Source organism: Sphingobacterium sp. GVS05A (assembly GCF_019969845.1).
In the GTDB taxonomy this organism is placed as follows: domain Bacteria; phylum Bacteroidota; class Bacteroidia; order Sphingobacteriales; family Sphingobacteriaceae; genus Sphingobacterium.
This window is the reverse complement of sequence record NZ_JAHXYR010000008.1, coordinates 119,992-137,940: the sequence shown is the minus strand read 5'-3', so window position 1 is coordinate 137,940 and position 17,949 is coordinate 119,992. Positions and strand designations below refer to the sequence as shown.

The 17,949-nt window shown below is 37.9% G+C and carries 22 protein-coding genes; 10 read left to right on the top strand and 12 right to left on the bottom strand.

The features are described from left to right. The first annotated feature begins 87 nt into the window (after nucleotides 1-87). Nucleotides 88-1,041 (top strand): citrulline utilization hydrolase CtlX, encoded by a 954-nt coding sequence (gene ctlX / locus LC454_RS19540; RefSeq protein WP_223584089.1) that lies wholly within the window; start codon nucleotides 88-90, stop codon nucleotides 1,039-1,041. 171 nt (nucleotides 1,042-1,212) lie between these two features. Here the strand turns inward: ctlX and LC454_RS19535 are convergent, their stop codons facing one another. The 7 genes from LC454_RS19535 to rpmB form a co-directional block, all read right to left on the bottom strand. Next, entirely contained in the window at nucleotides 1,213-4,392 is a 3,180-nt protein-coding gene (locus LC454_RS19535) for a TonB-dependent receptor (protein ID WP_223584088.1), read from the bottom strand. Nucleotides 4,393-4,635: 243 nt separating this feature from the next. Further along, nucleotides 4,636-6,225: a bacillithiol biosynthesis cysteine-adding enzyme BshC gene (gene bshC, locus LC454_RS19530; protein WP_223584087.1), complete on the bottom strand. Its 1,590-nt coding sequence runs from the start codon at nucleotides 6,223-6,225 to the stop codon at nucleotides 4,636-4,638. A 323-nt stretch (nucleotides 6,226-6,548) separates the two neighbouring features. Beyond that, entirely contained in the window at nucleotides 6,549-7,886 is a 1,338-nt protein-coding gene (rimO, locus tag LC454_RS19525; protein ID WP_223584086.1) for a 30S ribosomal protein S12 methylthiotransferase RimO, read from the bottom strand. Between the two features lie 92 nt (nucleotides 7,887-7,978). After that, nucleotides 7,979-8,941 (bottom strand): signal recognition particle-docking protein FtsY, encoded by a 963-nt coding sequence (ftsY, locus tag LC454_RS19520; RefSeq protein WP_223584085.1) that lies wholly within the window; start codon nucleotides 8,939-8,941, stop codon nucleotides 7,979-7,981. Between the two features lie 134 nt (nucleotides 8,942-9,075). Further along, nucleotides 9,076-9,243, bottom strand: a complete 168-nt coding sequence (locus tag LC454_RS19515) for a DUF4295 domain-containing protein (protein ID WP_223584084.1) — start codon at nucleotides 9,241-9,243, stop codon at nucleotides 9,076-9,078. A gap of 54 nt (nucleotides 9,244-9,297) precedes the next feature. Further along, entirely contained in the window at nucleotides 9,298-9,480 is a 183-nt protein-coding gene (rpmG, locus tag LC454_RS19510) for a 50S ribosomal protein L33 (protein ID WP_002998409.1), read from the bottom strand. A gap of 76 nt (nucleotides 9,481-9,556) precedes the next feature. Beyond that, a complete protein-coding gene (rpmB, locus tag LC454_RS19505; RefSeq protein WP_046672597.1) occupies nucleotides 9,557-9,790 on the bottom strand; it encodes a 50S ribosomal protein L28 in 234 nt (77 codons plus the stop codon). 218 nt (nucleotides 9,791-10,008) lie between these two features. On the opposite strand from rpmB, the gene LC454_RS19500 reads away from it, so the two are divergent. The 3 genes from LC454_RS19500 (at nucleotide 10,009) to LC454_RS19490 (ending at nucleotide 11,777) form a co-directional block, all read left to right on the top strand. Then, nucleotides 10,009-10,275 carry a signal peptidase gene (locus tag LC454_RS19500; RefSeq protein ID WP_223584083.1) on the top strand — a complete coding sequence of 89 codons (267 nt, stop codon included), beginning with the start codon at nucleotides 10,009-10,011 and terminating at the stop codon, nucleotides 10,273-10,275. Continuing rightward, nucleotides 10,259-10,981 (top strand): DNA repair protein RecO, encoded by a 723-nt coding sequence (gene recO, locus LC454_RS19495; protein ID WP_223584082.1) that lies wholly within the window; start codon nucleotides 10,259-10,261, stop codon nucleotides 10,979-10,981. Before LC454_RS19500 ends, recO begins: the two co-directional genes overlap by 17 nt. Nucleotides 10,982-11,243: 262 nt before the next feature. Then, nucleotides 11,244-11,777 carry a DUF805 domain-containing protein gene (locus tag LC454_RS19490; RefSeq protein WP_223584081.1) on the top strand — a complete coding sequence of 178 codons (534 nt, stop codon included), beginning with the start codon at nucleotides 11,244-11,246 and terminating at the stop codon, nucleotides 11,775-11,777. Between the two features lie 111 nt (nucleotides 11,778-11,888). Here LC454_RS19490 and LC454_RS19485 read toward each other — a convergent pair whose 3' ends face one another. Both LC454_RS19485 and LC454_RS19480 read right to left on the bottom strand, forming a co-directional pair. Next, nucleotides 11,889-12,092: a quinol oxidase subunit 4 gene (locus LC454_RS19485; protein ID WP_120261252.1), complete on the bottom strand. Its 204-nt coding sequence runs from the start codon at nucleotides 12,090-12,092 to the stop codon at nucleotides 11,889-11,891. A 116-nt stretch (nucleotides 12,093-12,208) separates the two neighbouring features. Further along, entirely contained in the window at nucleotides 12,209-12,400 is a 192-nt protein-coding gene (locus LC454_RS19480; protein ID WP_046672593.1) for a cold-shock protein, read from the bottom strand. A gap of 162 nt (nucleotides 12,401-12,562) precedes the next feature. On the opposite strand from LC454_RS19480, the gene LC454_RS19475 reads away from it, so the two are divergent. The 6 genes from LC454_RS19475 (at nucleotide 12,563) to gcvT (ending at nucleotide 16,962) form a co-directional block, all read left to right on the top strand. Then, a complete protein-coding gene (locus tag LC454_RS19475) occupies nucleotides 12,563-13,279 on the top strand; it encodes an SIMPL domain-containing protein (protein ID WP_223584080.1) in 717 nt (238 codons plus the stop codon). A gap of 2 nt (nucleotides 13,280-13,281) precedes the next feature. Next, a complete protein-coding gene (locus tag LC454_RS19470; protein ID WP_223584079.1) occupies nucleotides 13,282-13,779 on the top strand; it encodes a DUF4112 domain-containing protein in 498 nt (165 codons plus the stop codon). A 145-nt stretch (nucleotides 13,780-13,924) separates the two neighbouring features. Continuing rightward, the gene (locus LC454_RS19465) at nucleotides 13,925-14,293 is read left to right on the top strand and encodes a DUF4359 domain-containing protein (protein ID WP_223584078.1); all 369 of its coding nucleotides are present in this window, start codon (nucleotides 13,925-13,927) and stop codon (nucleotides 14,291-14,293) included. Between the two features lies 1 nt (nucleotide 14,294). Next, nucleotides 14,295-14,987, top strand: coding sequence for a pseudouridine synthase (locus tag LC454_RS19460; RefSeq protein WP_223584076.1), 693 nt, complete (start codon nucleotides 14,295-14,297; stop codon nucleotides 14,985-14,987). Next, complete coding sequence (locus LC454_RS19455; protein WP_223584075.1) at nucleotides 14,981-15,799, top strand: DUF6929 family protein; 819 nt, start codon at nucleotides 14,981-14,983, stop codon at nucleotides 15,797-15,799. Before LC454_RS19460 ends, LC454_RS19455 begins: the two co-directional genes overlap by 7 nt. An 80-nt stretch (nucleotides 15,800-15,879) precedes the next feature. Further along, nucleotides 15,880-16,962 carry a glycine cleavage system aminomethyltransferase GcvT gene (gene gcvT, locus LC454_RS19450; protein WP_120261258.1) on the top strand — a complete coding sequence of 361 codons (1,083 nt, stop codon included), beginning with the start codon at nucleotides 15,880-15,882 and terminating at the stop codon, nucleotides 16,960-16,962. Between the two features lie 82 nt (nucleotides 16,963-17,044). On the opposite strand, the gene LC454_RS19445 is transcribed toward gcvT, so the two are convergent. The 3 genes from LC454_RS19445 to LC454_RS19435 are packed head-to-tail and all read right to left on the bottom strand — an operon-like array spanning nucleotide 17,045 to nucleotide 17,901. Next, complete coding sequence (locus tag LC454_RS19445) at nucleotides 17,045-17,287, bottom strand: DUF6358 family protein (RefSeq protein ID WP_223584074.1); 243 nt, start codon at nucleotides 17,285-17,287, stop codon at nucleotides 17,045-17,047. A 1-nt stretch (nucleotide 17,288) separates the two neighbouring features. After that, nucleotides 17,289-17,585 (bottom strand): PLDc N-terminal domain-containing protein, encoded by a 297-nt coding sequence (locus LC454_RS19440; protein ID WP_120261260.1) that lies wholly within the window; start codon nucleotides 17,583-17,585, stop codon nucleotides 17,289-17,291. A 1-nt stretch (nucleotide 17,586) separates the two neighbouring features. Next, nucleotides 17,587-17,901 carry a rhodanese-like domain-containing protein gene (locus LC454_RS19435; RefSeq protein WP_223584073.1) on the bottom strand — a complete coding sequence of 105 codons (315 nt, stop codon included), beginning with the start codon at nucleotides 17,899-17,901 and terminating at the stop codon, nucleotides 17,587-17,589. Nucleotides 17,902-17,949: the final 48 nt, after the last annotated feature.

Sequence of the window (17,949 nt, the reverse complement as noted above, 5' to 3'; positions counted from 1 at the left end):
TTTCTCTTTCCTACAATAGGGCTCATACAAGTAAGATTATCATTTCTTTTTAACAAATATAAACCAGCGAAGTAACGATTATAAATCATGAGAAAACAGGTAACAGACAGCGTACTTCTAGTAAGACCCTCTGTCTTCCGCAAAAACGAACAGACCGCAGTCAATAATTTTTTCCAAAAGGACATTGAAAATCTAAGCGGCGAAGAAGTAAATAGAGAAGCACAAGGTGAATTTGATGCTCTTGTCAATGAATTGAAATCACATGGTATTTTAGTGACCGTCATTCAGGACGATGAAAAATCTGAAAGCCCAGACAGTATATTTCCGAACAATATTGTCTCTTTCCATCAGGATGGCAAAATTATTTTTTATCCGATGTTTGCCCCCAACCGCCGAAAAGAGCATTTATTGGACTTTGAGGGGCCGTTGAAGCAAAACGGTTATTATGTAAAGTTGATTAAAGACCTCAGCGAGTCCGAAAATAATCGACAATATTTAGAAGGAACAGGTGCTCTTGTACTAGATCGTACACATCGCATTGCTTATTGTGCCCTGTCTGAACGAGCGGACCGGACAATGTTAGATGAATATTGTAAAACTGAAAACTACACTCCTATTGTCTTTCATGCATTTCAGACAGTCAATGGCGAACGCAGACCTATCTACCATACCAATGTGGTATTGGCTGTGGGAGAAGATTTTGCAATTTTATGCCCGACTGCAATTGATAATCCATCTGAGCGTGAGGCACTACTAAAGAAATTAAAAGACACTGGTAAGGAAATCATCGAGATCAATGAAAACCAACTGGAAAATTTTGCAGCAAACTGCCTTCAGGTGAGAAATAAATATGGAAATCGTTTTATTGTCCTAAGTGATAAAGCATTGTCATCATTAACACTGTACCAAACGGCACAATTGGAAAAACACGGCAAAATTATCCATCAGGATTTACATGTCATTGAAACCTGTGGCGGTGGTAGTGTCCGTCATATGATGGCTGAGGTATTCCTTCCAAAGGAAAAAGTGATGAATGCTTAGGCATTCATCACTTCCATAGATAATCAAATTTCCAAGATAAAATAAAGAAAGACCAAATCCATAATGAATTTGGTCCTTCGTCCACTTTACAATATTCACCTTGCTAATCAAAGGCTTATTTTGACTTAGGTGCTAAAATCGGTTTTTAATATAACCATTTTTGTTTATTAGCTAAAAAGAATAGCGTAATCCTAGCTGAAATTGATAGGGATTACCTGAAGGAGTAACTATCCCTGAATTGTTCACATTATAATTAAACTGCTGTTTCGTAACATCAAAAGGGATCAGCTTCTCTCCAGCAGCATCTTTTCCACCTAAAGCATATAAATTCTGGTTACCTAAAGATTCATTGATACCCCAAGTTTTCTTGAAGAGATTGCCCACGTTGAAAAGATCTCCCGATATTTCCAATGCATGGTTCTTATACAAATTGAATTTCTTAGCAATCCGTAAGTCAATCAAACCATAGAAACCATTTACTCCTCCATTACGTTCGGCCATTTTACCCTGGTATTTTTTGATATAATCTTTAAGACTTTGACTCGCCTCGGGATTATTCAACAGATTGTTTAAGCCAGTAACCAGTTGTTTTGACGTATTGGGATTATTGGGGTCAAAGATAAAGGCCAGATCATTGTCTCCAGCAACAAAGTCTCCATTAATATTTCCTCCCGCCAATAAACTATAACGTGTACCGCCAATACCAGAATAGCGTACCCCCACACTAACACCGTAAAATGTTGGCAACGTACCATAGATCACAATCTTATTGCGGAATTGATTGTTCGAATAGCTCATCTTACTCAAATCGCGCGGATCATCTTTCACAGCCAAAGATAAAGTTGCTGTATTAGCTACATTTCCGTTGAAGGAGGTATTGTCTTTCGCATCATTCCAGGTATAGCTAACCGAGATAGATCCATCTTTATAATATTGATAACTGGCATCCAATACGACAGCAAATTGATTAACTTTTCCTTCAGAATTCAATTCCAGAACGCGGCCAAACTTATCAGAAATACGTCCTTTTTTCCAATCCGGAGCACCGTCTACGATAGATGTTGCTGGGACAAATACACCTCTATTATCCTCATTAGCCAATCTAAAGAAAGGATCCTGTACCATATTTCGATCTACGTACATATAGTTATTGCGTCCTAAATTCATATATCCCGAAACGCTCGCTTTTAATTTTTCTGTAAAAAAGTGTGTATAAGATACATTGGCTTTATATACAACTGGAATCTTGGCATCTGGACCATAAGTATTGATGGTCGGTACTTGGAACTGGGCCAAAGTAGGCGCTAAAGAAGGATCTTTTCGGTAGTCAATAAAATTCGGTGTCGGTACATCAGCCCCACGAACATCAACAGTAGCAAAGTGCTTACCATCGAAAGTAAGGTTATTGATCGTCATATAGTTATTGATATCCGAAGCAAATATACCTCCCCCCACTCGGAAGAAATCTTTACGTTCTTCGTTTACATCCCATGTCATTTGAAAACGAGGCTGGATAACGAAAGACTTCAGTTTATGATCTGTACGTACTCCGACCTCTTTTAACAATTCTTCGTTTAATGGAGAGGTTGGATAATGACCATAATCCAGTCGCAATCCAGCTACCAAATCCAATCCTTGTGCTAATTTAGTTTGTAATTGCCCGTACACACCAGCATTGAATATCTTACCGGCTACTGCAGGGTCATTGACCAATGGAACTTCACGATAGTAAGCGTATGGCTTCATCTCGTCAAAGTTTTGCATGGCTGTCTTTCCATCACTCGGTCTAAAGTGAAAGCGGCCATTGACCTCACTTCCATAAATAGAGTTTGCGTGCGTATACATCAAGTCCACGCCAAAGGTGTAATTAATATTATCGGTACTGTAATAGATATTATCAACAAGCTGAAATACGTTATTTTTAAAGGATTCCTGCGCAAAACGATGACCACCCAATTGCAATGTCGTCTTCTTATCTTCTCCAGCAACCTTGGAAACTGCATCTTCTACAATTGCACGGGGAATATTTTGACTAGGTAAAAGGTCTCCTGGACTACTCTTCTGATAGGTATAGAGATGTTGTACTTTCAATTCATTGGTTACCTTAGGGGAAATAGTTGTACGTAATGTTGCCAATAAACTATTGTCAATATTTTTGTCATTTCCATAGGATTCATATAACGTAATTGGCTTATTGTCCTGCAGCCCCAATTTATTGTTATCGCTCGTAAAATTATTGCGGATTGTCAACAAGTTTTTATCATTGATCTGCCAGTCAATACGGCCGAAAATCGCGTCAGAACCTCTCTTTTTATCAAAAGCACCATATTGACGTTCATTACCCAATCCATACTTTTTCCGTCCAATATTGACAAACTCATCCAACGTCGCATTTGTCACATTGAATCTTTTTTCATCGGCTTCAGAGTTGATATCCGCAATAATCAAAGGACGGGAGTCCTGCTGATGATCCCAAGCAACAAAATAGTGCAGTTTATCTTTTATAATCGGACCACCTAAAGTAAAGCCATATTGATAAGTTGAAAAATCATTGCTTCGCTTATTTCCTCGGATATCATATGGGCTGGACAACCAGTCGGCACGAGAATATAACCACGCGCTACCTTGGGTTTTATTTGTCCCTTGTTTTGTCACAGCACTGACGGTTCCCCCTCCCGCCCTGCCATAGGTTACATCATACTGATTTGTCACGACCTTAAATTCACGGACAGCTTCTATGGAGATTGAAAATGGGGCGCCACTCCGACTTGTTGTTGACCCTGCCGAAGTTGGGTTTTTCGCATTCATACCATCAATCGTAAAATTGGTAGAAGATCCAAGCTGACCACCAATATTATCGCCTTTGCTCAATGGAGATAAATCCATTAAAGACGTAAAATTACGACCATTGACGGGTAGCTTTGCGATATCTCGGGCTGTCACTGCAGTTGCAGCACCAAGGTTCTCAATTTTATTTTTCAACGTACTTATTCCCGTGAGTTCAACCGTTTCCAATACGTTGGATGCATTTTGAATAGGAATATTCAGTCGAATAACATCACCTTGATTTAATGTGAAGCCAGAGCGAATTTGTTCGCCATAACCAATAAAGGTAACTTTGATAATATATGGTCCCCCTAGTGGAAGTTCCTTAAAATTGAAATCGCCATTGGCGTTGGTCGATGTTTTGGTGGTAAAACCTGTAGATTCGTTACGAACCTCTACTGACGCTCCATGAACCCCTTTGTTATTTTCGTCCGTAATCTTTCCGGAAAATCCAGCTTGGGTCGTTTGGGCATACAAACCTGTTCCTATCGCAATGGCACAAGTCGTAAGTAATATTTCTTTCATTTAGTTATTGATTGTAATACGGCAACAAAACTACTCTGATAGTATTAACAGAAGCTAAACGAAATATTATGAAATCATAAACAAAGCATCATAAAACACTATATAAAAAAATAACGAAGCAAAAATAAAAGATAGGGAACGATAGGCCTATTCCGAATAAAACGAAAATCACGCAAATTAAAGCTAAGTTTCATCATCCGGCTTGCCTAATATTCATAAAAAAAGTCAGTATTTTACTGACTTTTAATATAAGATTGTAAATTTGAAATCCAAGGGATTAAAATATTTATAAAGATCTCTAAAAAGGTTATCCCCATATTTTACATACAACAAGGCAAAGTTTTCAGATCGCTCTTGTAGCCCTCCCCCGGGAAAGAGCTTTTCTTTTACATTGTCGATATCTGCCAATGCATGCTGATGGTTTCGTTTTTCGGCTTTCATCAACTTTTTTTCTAGGTTGTTCATCGCCTTTTTCAGGCGAGCTTTTATCGCTTCGGTGCTGGGTCCTAGACTAGGATCAATTTTGTGTGTACGTAACCTTATCTTTCCGAAGATCGCATTCAGTTCCATCCATTCATCATTAAGATTCAATCTTTCCTTGGTATGACGACGAACATACTCTTTCTTCAAAACCTCTGCAGAGCGAAAAATGCTTTTGAAGGTTAGATCGACCCGGAAAAGCTTGGCGGCCACATTATCTTCGGTAATCATGGCTGAATTTCGCGGAATTAAGATAGGGAAATCTATTTGATACTGATCAAAATTAGATTTTAGTTGCATCCAATAGACCATCTCAGCACCACCACCAATATAAGCTAAATTAGGAAGGATAATTTCCTGATACATTGGGCGCATTACCACATTTGGACTAAAACGTTCAGGATGGGCATCTATTTCTCTTTCCAGCTCTTCCTTGGTAAAATATATATTTTGATGCAGAACCTCATATCGGCCGTCTGCAGCCAGAACCAAGCGTTCTCTAAAATCATCGGTCAGATAGAAGAAATTGATCTCCCGAGCATGTACCTGTGTAGAAAAACCTTTCGCTTCCAGTTCTTTCGATCTGTCTGTGATGGCCTTAAAACTATTTTCGGATAAAATATCCGTTTTGATAATCGGCTTAAATAATTCCTTCAGTTCTTTATCATCTGCATCAATAATCAAAAGACCATAGGATTTAAAAAGTTCGTTCACCATATAACGCGTCGCATCTGCCAACCTTTTGTGTTTCAGATAAGCTTGCTCTACAATACTTGTAAGCTTAGCAGAATTGTCTGAAAGACCAAGGATATTGGTGTATTGCTTTACTGCATCGACAATGGAGGCGGTATCCATACGTCCTGTAGCGGATACGGTAGGTGTCTCCCATGCGATTTTCTTTCCGTAGACCTTGGTATGATTAATTTCTTCAAAATCATGGTCCTCAGTCGCCATCCAATATACCGGGATAAAGTTTTTCTCCGGATATTTGGCCCGTAGGTCTTCTGACAGACGTATCGCTGTCAGAATCTTAAATATAAAGTATAATGGCCCTGTAAAGATATTCAGTTGATGACCTGTGGTAATCGTATAGGTATTCTCCTGCAACAACAAATCTATATTTTCGGCTACGGTGGGAGAATCCTGCAACAAAGTCGCATATTGAGCTTTTAGGCGCTCCACAAGAATTGTGCGGTGGCCAAAATGCCTTTTTTCGTGCAATTGCTTCTCAAAACCGTCAAATGTAGGCCAGTGTCCAACAAACGGTTTCAGCGCCTCGTCATGAGCCAGGTAGGCCAGCAATGTTTTGGAGAAACTATTTGTCTCACTATATTCGATATAAGTTGCTTTCATATATGCTTATTGTACGATATACAAATGTATTTAGTTTGAGCAGACAAAATACTGATTTTTAATAAAAAGCTCATTCCACTTTTAAATTATATCATTCTATTGACAAATGTCCAACTGAAACCTTCATGTTTTCACAAGCACCAACAACGATGAAAATCGAAGGAAGGTTCTTTCTGACCAATAAACTGGGCGTAGCGAGCTCATTAATACCTCAATGAAAAAGTACAAATCAAATAAAAAAAGCTATTTCAAAAAAAGAGCCGCCCCATATCTGGGAGGCTCCTCTGTATATTATTTCATGATCTGCACAGATCAATCAAGTATTATTTCCTGACAATTTCGCCATAGAGATCAAAATCCTCTGCACGATCTATTTTTACCTGAACAAAATCTCCGATCCGTGCATAGGAATCAGCTGCCGAAATCAGCACCTCATTGTCCACTTCTGGGGAATCATATTCTGTCCGTCCGATAAAATAATCTCCGTCCACACGATCCACCAGCACTTTATAGGTATTACCTATTTTTGATTGATTGATCTCATAAGAAATACCCTGTTGAACCTCCATAATAGCCTCAACACGTTCTTCTTTTACTTCCTGTGGAACATTATCCACCAAGGTATGTGCATGCGTCTTCTCTTCATGTGAATAAGTAAAACAGCCCAAACGGTCAAAACGGGTTTCCTCTACCCATTCCAACATCTCCTGAAAATCTTGTTCGGTCTCGTCTGGATATCCACAGATTAATGTTGTTCGCAATGCGATATTCGGTACTTTGTCGCGAATGGCATTGACAAGATCAATCTGCTTTTGTTTGGTCGTCCCTCTACGCATAGACTTCAACATCGGGTCGGAGATATGCTGCAATGGCATATCCAGATAATTACAAATATTTGAACGCTCATTCATTGCATCCAAAATATCCATAGGAAAACCAGAAGGATAAGCATACTGTAAACGGATCCAATCGATACCATCAACATCTGATAAATGGCGCATCAAATCAGAAAGATTACGTTTACCGTAGATATCAAGTCCATAATAGGTCAAATCCTGAGCAATTAAAATCAGCTCCTTGGTACCGTTTGAAGCCAAAAATTTAGCTTCTTTAACCAAATCATCAATTGATTTGGAAACATGCTTTCCACGCATTAAAGGTATTGCACAGAATGAACATGGGCGATTACAACCTTCCGCGATCTTAAAATAAGAAAAGTGTGAAGGAGTCGTCAATAGACGTTCGCCTAATAATTCATGACGATAGTCTGCTCCGATAGCGGTTAGTAAATCAGGCAAATCATTTGTGCCAAAATATGCATCCACACTCGGAATTTCAGCCTGCAATTCGGGTTTATAACGCTCCGATAGACATCCGGTAACAATCACCTTATTGATCTTACCTTGATCCTTTAATTCCGAATATTGCAAAATTGCATCAATGGATTCCTGTTTGGCGTTGTCAATAAAACCACAGGTATTAATGACAACAATATCGTTCTCCTGTATATTTGAGGCTTCATGGACTACCTCCATCTGATTACCTTTTAACTGGCCCATCAGCACTTCACTATCGTGAATATTTTTCGAACAGCCCAAAGTAACCACGTTCACACGTGGTTTATTGATCAAAGGGACAGATTTCGTATATTTTGTCTTCATATGATTAGAAGGGTTTGTCAAGAAAAAAAGCTGATTATTAATCATTCCCGGGAAAGAATGAAAGCCTTATTTCTGACAATTGTTTTAGTATTCTATTTGAAAAGGGAATCTACAAACTCCTTTTTATTAAATAATTGGAGATCGCCTATTTTCTCGCCCACACCGATGTATTTCACAGGGATTTTGAACTGATCGGATATCCCGATAACGACACCGCCTTTGGCTGTTCCATCCAATTTTGTCAGTGCCAAAGCATTTACATCTGTCGCTTGTGTAAATTGCGTACATTGTTCTATAGCATTCTGACCTGTCGAAGCATCTAAGACCAATAAGATTTCATGCGGAGCGCCGGGAACAACTTTTTGCATGACATTTTTAATTTTGGTCAATTCATTCATTAAACCAACCTTATTATGTAGACGGCCAGCAGTGTCAATAATACAGACATCTTCACCATTCGCTACAGCAGATTTAATGGTATCATAGGCTACCGAAGCGGGATCTGAACCCATTGCCTGTGCAACAACGCGCACATCAACACGTTCACCCCAGAGTTTAAGCTGATCTACAGCAGCCGCACGAAACGTATCCGCCGCACCCAAAACCACTCTACTTCCCCCCTGTTTAAGTTGATGGGCAAGTTTACCTATTGTGGTGGTCTTGCCAACACCGTTCACCCCGACAACCATAATTACATAAGGTTTATGATCTCCGTAATTAAAGTTTTCAAAATCTGAGCTATTATTCTCTGCCAGTAATGTCTGAATTTCTTCTTTCAGTAAATTGTTCAGCTCCGAAGTGGACACATATTTATCTCTGGCAACACGCGCCTGTATACGGTCGATGATTTTTAAAGTCGTTGTAACCCCTACATCAGAAGTAACCAAAACCTCTTCCAGATTATCAAGCACATCGTCATCCACAGTCGATTTACCGACTACAGCTTTCGTTATCTTGGAAAGAAATCCTTCTTTTGTTTTTTCCAAACCTTTATCTAAGGCTTGTTCTTCTTCTTGTGTTTGTGGTTTTTTCTTAAAAAAATCAAATAATCCCATGGAGTGTTTAGTGAAAATTGATGTCCAAATATAAACAAATGTCCTCAACAAAAAAAGCCCTTTCGGTAGGATACCAAAACGGCTATTTTTATCGAATTCTTTTTAAAGAAAAACTTTAAAAAAGGAAAATGCTACTAGTTATTTTTTTGAGCTTCTGCAACTACGTCTTTCACTTTATCGTTGTGAATCATACCTTCTTTGAAAGTATACGCGCCAGTTTTCGCAGATTTAGTAGTAATAATAACCTTTGTAAATTCTTTACCGCCACCTTTTTGTAACGATGCAACTGCTTTCTTTGCCATGGTATTTTAAATATTTTTACTCAGCTCTCTATTGCAAGTGCTAAGATCGGTGAATTACTTAATTTCTTTATGAACAGTAACTTTTCTCAATACTGGGTTGAATTTTTTCAACTCTAAACGCTCAGTTGTGTTCTTTTTGTTTTTTGTAGTGATGTAACGAGACATTCCCGGAAGACCACTTTCTTTGTGTTCAGTACATTCTAAGATAACTTGTACTCTATTTCCTTTTTTAGCCATTGTTTTACTTTATTTTGATCCTAATATAGGATTGAAATTCATGAATAATCTTAATGTAACAGGCGATAAATCAATATTAAATTGATCCTTTAACGATAAATTTATTGATCGCAGCTGTGATACCGTTCTTGTTGATAGTCTTGATAGCAGAAGTAGATACTTTCAAAGTAATCCAACGATCTTCTTCTGGAATGTAAAAACGTTTAGTTTGTAAATTTGGATAGAATTTACGTTTAGTTTTAACGTTTGAGTGAGAAACGTTATTTCCTGTTAACGCTGCTTTGCCTGTTAAATCACAAATTCTTGACATGATATTATCTTTTTTGTTGTCTTTATTACAATATGTTAATCCTTTGCACTCTCTGCAAAGAGTTTGCAAATATCTATATTTTTTTTTAGATAAGCAACAACATTATGGGAATTATTTTTAAAAATAGTTCTACACAGGAATGGTATGGGCAAAAATAAAGCATTTTATTGTATTATATTTGCTCTGTAAAGAAAAATAGTTTTCAACAATTCACATTTATGAACAAATATCTTCGCAAGGGTCTAAGAGAAATAATCATTGGTGTATTATTGGTTATCCTCGGTTATTACCTAATGGAACAACGTTCCAATTGGTATAAATTAGCAATGCTCGTCGGAGTGATTACCTTCAGCATTGGTTTCCTTACATTAATTTATAGAATGATTCGAAAAGTGGACCGTAATGCGATTATCGAGATGCGTGGAGAGGCTCAAAAAGAGGATATTCATAAAAAAGATAAGGAAGAAGATGCTGAACAAAACTAGGGGTATCGTCTTAAAAACAACAAATTATTCGGAAAGCAGTCTCGTCGCGCAAATATATACCGAGTCATTTGGCATGCAATCTTATCTCATTACTGGCGCACGTAAATCAAAGGCAAAAATCAAAGCCAATATCTTACAACCTTTACATCTGTTGGAAATTATAGCAACACACAAGGATAATGGTTCTCTACAGCGCATTTCGGAAGCTCGCCAAACTCCGGTATTGCAAGAAATACCCTACGATATTATAAAAAGCTCACTGGCGCTATTCTTAAATGAAATCTTGTATAAAGTATTGAAAGAACAAGAGAGTGACCCTTATTTATTTGAATTCATCCACCAGTCTATCCGATGGTTAGATGAAACCCATTTAAATCTGGCCAATTTTCACCTGGTATTTCTAATCAAACTAACACGCTTTCTTGGCTTTTATCCGGCCGCATCCAAACAGATGCTCCCCTATTTTAACCTACACGAGGCGACATTTTCAAACAGTCTCCCCGAACACCCCCTTGTGCTCCAGGAACCACATACTTCAATTTTCCGGGGTCTAATAACATCAGAATACTCAAATTGTGATCATATCAAAATGTCCAGTACAGACCGGCAATTTTTATTGGAAAAGTTACTGGATTTCTACCGTCTTCACCGCACAAATTTCAAGGAGATAAAATCACTCTATATACTTGAGGAGATCTTTCGGTAGTGCTTAGTGCTGTGACCCAATCCCAAATTACAGCAAGCAAAACCTCCATGCACCGCCACCACTTACTAATAAGATGCACGAACTACATGCTATAAATGAAAAGGTCATTTCATCCTCCTATTTATTCAACAATGAATTTGAACAACGATACATTCTATAATAATTGTTTTATCGGATAAATTATTGGTACATTTATTGTAACAGAATTGTAATAACATTGATTTACTAACACATATTTTTCACCTAAAAATCTTAAAATTATATGGAAATTAAAGATTGGTTTTTGAAAGTCGTAAGGGATAATTATGCAAATTTTAACGGCCGAGCCCGTCGCAAAGAGTACTGGATGTTCTTTTTGGCAAACGTTATCATTGGTGTAGTCTTTGGAATACTCGGACAAATCGCAAGTTTATTTTCTTACATCTCTTATCTTGTAAGCTTAGCTTTACTGATTCCAGGTATCGCTGTTGCAGTACGGAGACTACATGATACAAATAAATCGGGTTGGTTTTTACTATTGGCACTTATCCCATTTGTCAATTTATACTTGATTTATCTATTGGTTATAGAAGGCGACAGAGGCCCAAATGAGTATGGCCCTGATCCTAAGGCAGAGGAAAATGGAGCGAATCACCCATTCAATCAAGCTCAAGATCCATTTGGCTCTTCACAACCGAATAACTCCTTTGGAAGTTCACAGCCTGCACAAAATACGGGGAACAATGATCCGTTTGGAAATTCACAAACGCCACCTTCACCTTCAACACCACCTGCAGATAAAGATCCATTTGCATAGGTCGTTCTAACGGAACAAAAAAAGAGCTTTCATTTAAAAATGAAAGCTCTTTTTTCTTATTCACTTTTTGTCAATTGCGGAATTTTCTGAAAAAGCGAAAAATCCCTAAGATCAATGTTTATGTTTCTTTTTCTTCTGCTGTCCTGGAGCAAAATCTTTTGCTGATTGTTCTCCATAATATTTTTTTGCCTGACCAGGGGGCATTCCCTTCGATCCACCTTTGTGTCTATGCCCATGTCCATGATGCGTGGAATAACATGCGGACATCGAAATTGCCACTACAACTGAAAGGATCAATACTAAAGTACGTTTCATGTTAAACTATATATTTGAAACATGTTAGTACAATTATCAGTCCAAAATATTAGCTCAATAAAAAAGCCCATGCTGATGGCATAGGCTTTTTCACAATAAATATATCTTGAATCTAATTAGATAACTCTTACATTTACCGCATTAAGACCTTTACGGCCTTGTTCAACTTCGTAAGATACATTGTCATTCTCACGAACTTTGTCAACTAATCCAGAAACGTGAACAAAAATTTCGCTCTCGCCTGAATTAGGGATGATGAAACCGAAACCTTTGGTCTCATTAAAGAATTTTACTTTACCTTCTTGCATGGCACTATTTTATTAATTTCCCTAAAGGTATAGAAATAAAATTAAAAATCTTAACGTTTTTATTTTTTTTATCCGTTAAACTTTTTTGTCAACTTTGGCTCCAATCTTGTAGCAATGCGACAATAGCAATCGTATTATTATAAAACTTTAAGATAGTAAAACATGAAAAAAATATTATTAGGACTGGCTTTTTTAGGTTTGATGACAAAACTAAACGCTCAACAAATGGTAAATAAAGAATTTGTATCCACAGTGGGTCGCGCAGAAGAAGAAGTGACTCCAGACATCATCTATATAGATGTTACACTAAAAGAGTTTTATGACAATGGAAACACCAAGAAAAAGGTTGCTATAGACAAGTTAGAAAAAGACTTATTTGACTCGGCAACAAAAGCTGGTATTAAAAAAGAAGATTTTACGATCCAAAATATCTGGAGTTACAATACACCGGAAAAAAAGAAAAAGGATACGGATATCTTACTTTCTAGACAATACCGCATTAAAGTAACAAACTTAAACAACTTAGATCAATTGTTGGATGGGGTTGATAAAGCAGGTATTCAAAGCACTTACATCAGTGAATATGATTATTCGAAGAAAAAAGAGTTAGAAAAGACCTTAAAAACGAAAGCTGTATTGGATGCGAAAGCGAATGCACAAATTCTTGCCGAAGCAGCAGGGCAGAAAATCGGTAAAGCGATCGTGCTTTCTGAGACACCGCAACAGATTATCTTTGGTGTTCAACCAATGATGCGTAATGCGATGTATAAAGGCGCCATGGCTGAAGCGGCAGACGCTGCTGGTGAAAATGGCCTTGACTTAAATATCAGACCAATGAAAGTAACGAGCGAAATCAGCGCTTCTTTCGAACTATTATAATCATGCAGAGGGAATTATCTCCAGAAGATAAGAAGAAACAAATAGACCAAGATTTCGGTTGGATCAACCGAATATCTTGGTTAATGGATAATCAGTTCAAGATTGGCAACTTCCGATTCGGACTGGATCCGATCTTGAATCTGATTCCTTTGGGCGGTGCTGTTGCTGGCTTTGGCACATCACTGGTTCTGGTCATCGCCATGTGGCGAAATGGTGCTAGCCCCAAGTTAGTCATCCGTATGCTACTCAATATCACCCTTGATGCGATCTTAGGAAGCATCCCCTTTCTAGGTAATATCTTCGATTTCTATAGTAAAGCCAATGAAAAGAATATCAAATTACTACGCGAGCACTATTATGAAGGCCGGCACAAAGGTTCGGGCATCGGTATTATCTTAATGATCGTATTTATCCTATTTATCCTAATAGCTGGTGTTTGTTACCTAATCTGGACTTTCTTTTCCTGGGCATTTTCGCTGTTAAATGGAATTTCTTTCTAAGATCCACCCTTTTCACACCGTTTTCCCTTCGCTGCACAACTTCGATATCAAAACAATTGTGCATATCTAATATCTATTTAATAATTTTGATTGCGGTAGATCCAGTTGTGACACGATCTCTCAACACTAATTTTAGCATAAAAAAATGAGCAAAAAAAGAATATTTGCCCTGCTTCTGATTATCATCATGCTGGCGGCTATACTGACAAACCCGAGCAAAGAGGAACATGAAAAAATTGTCCGTGCAAAGGCTGAGCAATTACTAAAAAGTCAGCTTCATGCAAAAGACCAGGCTTTTTTCGGATTGGGAATGCAACTTTTCGGCAACAAATTAGTGGACAGTTTTGTCCAGAATTCCGTTGTTATAGACAATTATTATCTTTTCTCTCTTACCAAGATCAAATGGCAAGGCACAGAACAGATTATCGGAGGTGGTGCGTTTAAACAGATTTGGCTGAGCCCCAAGATTGATGAAAAAGCAGATGAAATTATTGCTGCATTGAAAAAAATCTAATATGTCCTTAGAAATTCTTTACGAAGATGAATCCATTGTGGCGATCAATAAGCCGCATGGTCTTTTGGTACATCGTTCATCCATTGCGCGTGACACGTCCGAATTTGCCCTTCAAATACTACGTGACCAGCTGGGCAAAACCGTATACCCTGCTCATCGCCTGGACCGTAAAACTGGCGGGGTCCTTTTGTTTTCTCTGAACAAAGAAACGGATCAATACCTACAAAAGAGTTTTCAGGAACATCAAATTGATAAAAAATACCTTGCTGTGCTCCGAGGGTTTGCTCCTGAGGAAGGGATTATCGACTATCCTTTGAAAAAGGAAAATGGCACACTACAAGATGCACAGACATCGTTCCGATTATTAGCAAAGAGTGAACTCGATATTCCTTTCGGGAAATTTCCAACTTCTAGGTACAGTCTTGTTGAAGCCAATCCACTTACAGGTCGCATGCATCAACTACGACGTCACTTTGCACACATCTTTTACCCCATTATCGGCGATCGTCCGCATGGTTGTAATAAGCAAAATAAATTTTGGAAAGAGAACTACCAGATGGATACGATGCTACTGCATGCCTCTGAATTAACCTTCAAACATCCACTGTCTGGTGAAACTGTTCATGTAAAAGCAGCTATCCAATCCGATTTCCAAAAAGTACTTGGAATCTTAAACATACACGAATTATGTTAAAATTAATTCTCGAAGCATTTATTAGCATATCGGGCATCGCGGCAGCATCTGGGATTGTCTACAACAATGATGAGCTTCATATAGTTTCGGACAACAGCAATTACCTCTATAGCTATAACCTCGCTCAACAACGCTTATCCAAAACAGTCTTGTTGGAAGCTGAGCCCATGGAAAATATAAGCAAAGCGAATAAAATGGATCTTGAATCAATTACATTCGATGGCAATCGTTATTATCTCTATGGCTCAGGGTCAACTGAAAAAAGAAACAATCGTTTTATTTGGGACGGAAAAAAGGTCATACAGGAAGACTATAGTAAGATATATACGCATTTTATGCAGAAATTTGGGATAAGCAAAGAGGACTTTAACATAGAAGGCGTTGTACATATTGATGACCGGATATTGTTTTTCAATAGAGGAAATGGCCCCAAAGGCATCAATGCTGTTTTAGAATATAACAGTAATGATGAAGATAAATCGAGGTACATTACTATCGAATTACCCACGTTAAATGGGATCAGTACTGGTTTTGCCGATGCGACAGTTGTCGGTGATGACATTTATTTCATCGCCACTGCAGAAGATGCAAAATCGACCTATCTCGATGGAGAGATCGCAGGATCTTTACTTGGGAAAATATCAACAGATCTGTCTTCCAAACCTAAAGTATTTCAAATACCCGAAAATCACAAATTTGAGGGAATCACCTTCAAGGAGAAAACCGATAACGGTTTAATTTTCTTACTCTGCGAAGATACTGATACAGAAGATGCTGAACTGACGGTTTATTCGTTGAAAGTAACGAATTAAATCGTTTGTTCTAAAATAGAATCAAAGCTAGGAATCACGTATATTTTATTAAATTTGCAACTGATTAAAACTTAATTTTTATGTTAAAAAATACTGCCCTTTCGGAGACACACATTGCTTTAGGAGCAAAGATGGTTCCCTTCGCAGGCTTCAACATGCCAGTGCAATATACCGGTATCAATGATGAGCACGAAACAGTTCGTACAGGTGTAGGAGTTTTTGATGTAAGTCACATGGGCGAATTCATCCTTAAAGGAGAAAAGGCCCTGGATCTTCTTCAAAAAATCTCTTCCAACGATGTATCGAAATTATATGACGGTAAAGTTCAATATGCTTATATTCCGAATGAAACGGGCGGTGTAGTAGACGATTTCCTAACTTACCGCATAGACGATAACACCTATTTTTTGGTTGTCAATGCATCCAATATCGAAAAAGACTGGAACTGGATTTCCAAATACAATACCGATGGTGTAGAAATGAAAAATATTTCTGACCAAACTTCTTTATTTGCTGTTCAAGGACCTAAAGCAGCGGATGCTTTACAATCGCTGACAGATATCGAACTTGCCCCAATGGAATATTACACCTTTGCTAAAGGTACTTTTGCGGGAGTAGATAACGTATTGGTATCGGCAACTGGCTATACTGGTGCAGGTGGTTTCGAAATTTATGTTGCCAATGAAGATGCTCAGAAAGTTTGGGATGCTATTTTTGAAGCTGGAAAAGCTTACGGAATTAAACCTATCGGATTGGGTGCTCGTGATACGCTACGTCTAGAAATGGGTTTCTGCCTTTATGGAAATGATATCGACGACAATACCTCTCCTTTAGAGGCTGGCTTAGGTTGGGTAACTAAGTTTACAAAAGACTTTGTAAATTCCGCTGCTCTTAAAGCTGAAAAAGAAGCTGGACTTAAAAAGAAACTAGTTGGTTTTGAAATGATCGACAGAGGTATTCCGCGTCATGATTATGAGATCGTAGATGCTGATGGCAATGTGATTGGCCGTGTTACTTCGGGAACGCAATCTCCAACATTGAAAAAATCGGTAGGTTTGGGTTACGTAGATACTGCATTTGCAAAAGACGGTACAGATATTTTTATCCATATCCGTAATCAAAAAGTTAAAGCGAAAGTAACGAAACCTCCATTTGTAAAATAAGAACAGGTGTAGATAATATAAAAAAGAGCAGAAGACGATCGTTTTCTGCTCTTTTTGTATGTAATAAGTAAGAAACTCGCTCCTATTTATTTTTTCCCTTTGCTTGCTTAGCAGCATATTCCTGCTTTTTTTCACGGTCCTTTTCTTGGATAACGACTTTTATCCGCTTGCTTAAGACAACCTTAAGGTAAATCAGAACAACCAAAAATGCGATAGACAGTCCTGTCACCAACATATTTCCGGCTTTATACCCCTCAAATCCACAATACGCCAAAAATACAATGGCTAGGTTTAATACTATATTCAGTATAAAATATTTTGTCATGTTACTTTTTTGTTAATCCCAATACACGTGGTCGCCACACAAAGAAATAGAAAATTCCACCGATAATATTAAGCAGTACGATAGCCAATGCCATCAACATCCGCTCACCATTGGAAATGGTCCTGGAAAGCATAATTTCCCGCAAGGCCAATATCACCCATAAAAGAGACAATAAAATAGAGAGACTACCTAATACGGGAAAGATACCTAGATTTAAGAGCCGAGTTAATAAGGCTACGATATAAAAAGCAAGACTAAACAAGAAAGCTTGTTTAGTCTGATGCTCCAAGTTTTTCATATTAATAAACGTCTAACTCTGGATCGATTTCCTCTTTCCATGCCAAGATGCCGCCTTTTAAATTTGCTAGGTTATCAAATCCTTGCTGCTCCAACAACATAATTGCCTGTGCTGAACGTTTTCCAGAACGACATTGAACGATAACTGGTTTATCCTTCGCAATCTTATCGGACTCGATCAAAATTCCTGAAAGTGGAATATTTAAACCTTCCAAATTTGAAACTTCGTATTCAAATGATTCACGCACATCAATCAATTGAAAATCTTCGTTATTATCGATCTTGCTCTTTAATTCTTGTACAGATACTTCTTTCATTGTCAAATAATTTATACCCAAATATACTACAATTTTATTGAAAGCATC

Excerpts from the sequence above, each read along its gene's own strand:
- ctlX (WP_223584089.1), top strand. The coding sequence starts at position 88 with ATGAGAAAACAGGTAACAGACAGCGTACTTCTAGTAAGACCCTCTGTC.
- LC454_RS19535 (WP_223584088.1), bottom strand. The coding sequence starts at position 4,392 with ATGAAAGAAATATTACTTACGACTTGTGCCATTGCGATAGGAACAGGT.
- bshC (WP_223584087.1), bottom strand. The coding sequence starts at position 6,225 with ATGAAAGCAACTTATATCGAATATAGTGAGACAAATAGTTTCTCCAAA.
- rimO (WP_223584086.1), bottom strand. The coding sequence starts at position 7,886 with ATGAAGACAAAATATACGAAATCTGTCCCTTTGATCAATAAACCACGT.
- ftsY (WP_223584085.1), bottom strand. The coding sequence starts at position 8,941 with ATGGGATTATTTGATTTTTTTAAGAAAAAACCACAAACACAAGAAGAA.
- LC454_RS19515 (WP_223584084.1), bottom strand. The coding sequence starts at position 9,243 with ATGGCAAAGAAAGCAGTTGCATCGTTACAAAAAGGTGGCGGTAAAGAA.
- rpmG (WP_002998409.1), bottom strand. The coding sequence starts at position 9,480 with ATGGCTAAAAAAGGAAATAGAGTACAAGTTATCTTAGAATGTACTGAA.
- rpmB (WP_046672597.1), bottom strand. The coding sequence starts at position 9,790 with ATGTCAAGAATTTGTGATTTAACAGGCAAAGCAGCGTTAACAGGAAAT.
- LC454_RS19500 (WP_223584083.1), top strand. The coding sequence starts at position 10,009 with ATGAACAAATATCTTCGCAAGGGTCTAAGAGAAATAATCATTGGTGTA.
- recO (WP_223584082.1), top strand. The coding sequence starts at position 10,259 with ATGCTGAACAAAACTAGGGGTATCGTCTTAAAAACAACAAATTATTCG.
- LC454_RS19490 (WP_223584081.1), top strand. The coding sequence starts at position 11,244 with ATGGAAATTAAAGATTGGTTTTTGAAAGTCGTAAGGGATAATTATGCA.
- LC454_RS19485 (WP_120261252.1), bottom strand. The coding sequence starts at position 12,092 with ATGAAACGTACTTTAGTATTGATCCTTTCAGTTGTAGTGGCAATTTCG.
- LC454_RS19480 (WP_046672593.1), bottom strand. The coding sequence starts at position 12,400 with ATGCAAGAAGGTAAAGTAAAATTCTTTAATGAGACCAAAGGTTTCGGT.
- LC454_RS19475 (WP_223584080.1), top strand. The coding sequence starts at position 12,563 with ATGAAAAAAATATTATTAGGACTGGCTTTTTTAGGTTTGATGACAAAA.
- LC454_RS19470 (WP_223584079.1), top strand. The coding sequence starts at position 13,282 with ATGCAGAGGGAATTATCTCCAGAAGATAAGAAGAAACAAATAGACCAA.
- LC454_RS19465 (WP_223584078.1), top strand. The coding sequence starts at position 13,925 with ATGAGCAAAAAAAGAATATTTGCCCTGCTTCTGATTATCATCATGCTG.
- LC454_RS19460 (WP_223584076.1), top strand. The coding sequence starts at position 14,295 with ATGTCCTTAGAAATTCTTTACGAAGATGAATCCATTGTGGCGATCAAT.
- LC454_RS19455 (WP_223584075.1), top strand. The coding sequence starts at position 14,981 with ATGTTAAAATTAATTCTCGAAGCATTTATTAGCATATCGGGCATCGCG.
- gcvT (WP_120261258.1), top strand. The coding sequence starts at position 15,880 with ATGTTAAAAAATACTGCCCTTTCGGAGACACACATTGCTTTAGGAGCA.
- LC454_RS19445 (WP_223584074.1), bottom strand. The coding sequence starts at position 17,287 with ATGACAAAATATTTTATACTGAATATAGTATTAAACCTAGCCATTGTA.
- LC454_RS19440 (WP_120261260.1), bottom strand. The coding sequence starts at position 17,585 with ATGAAAAACTTGGAGCATCAGACTAAACAAGCTTTCTTGTTTAGTCTT.
- LC454_RS19435 (WP_223584073.1), bottom strand. The coding sequence starts at position 17,901 with ATGAAAGAAGTATCTGTACAAGAATTAAAGAGCAAGATCGATAATAAC.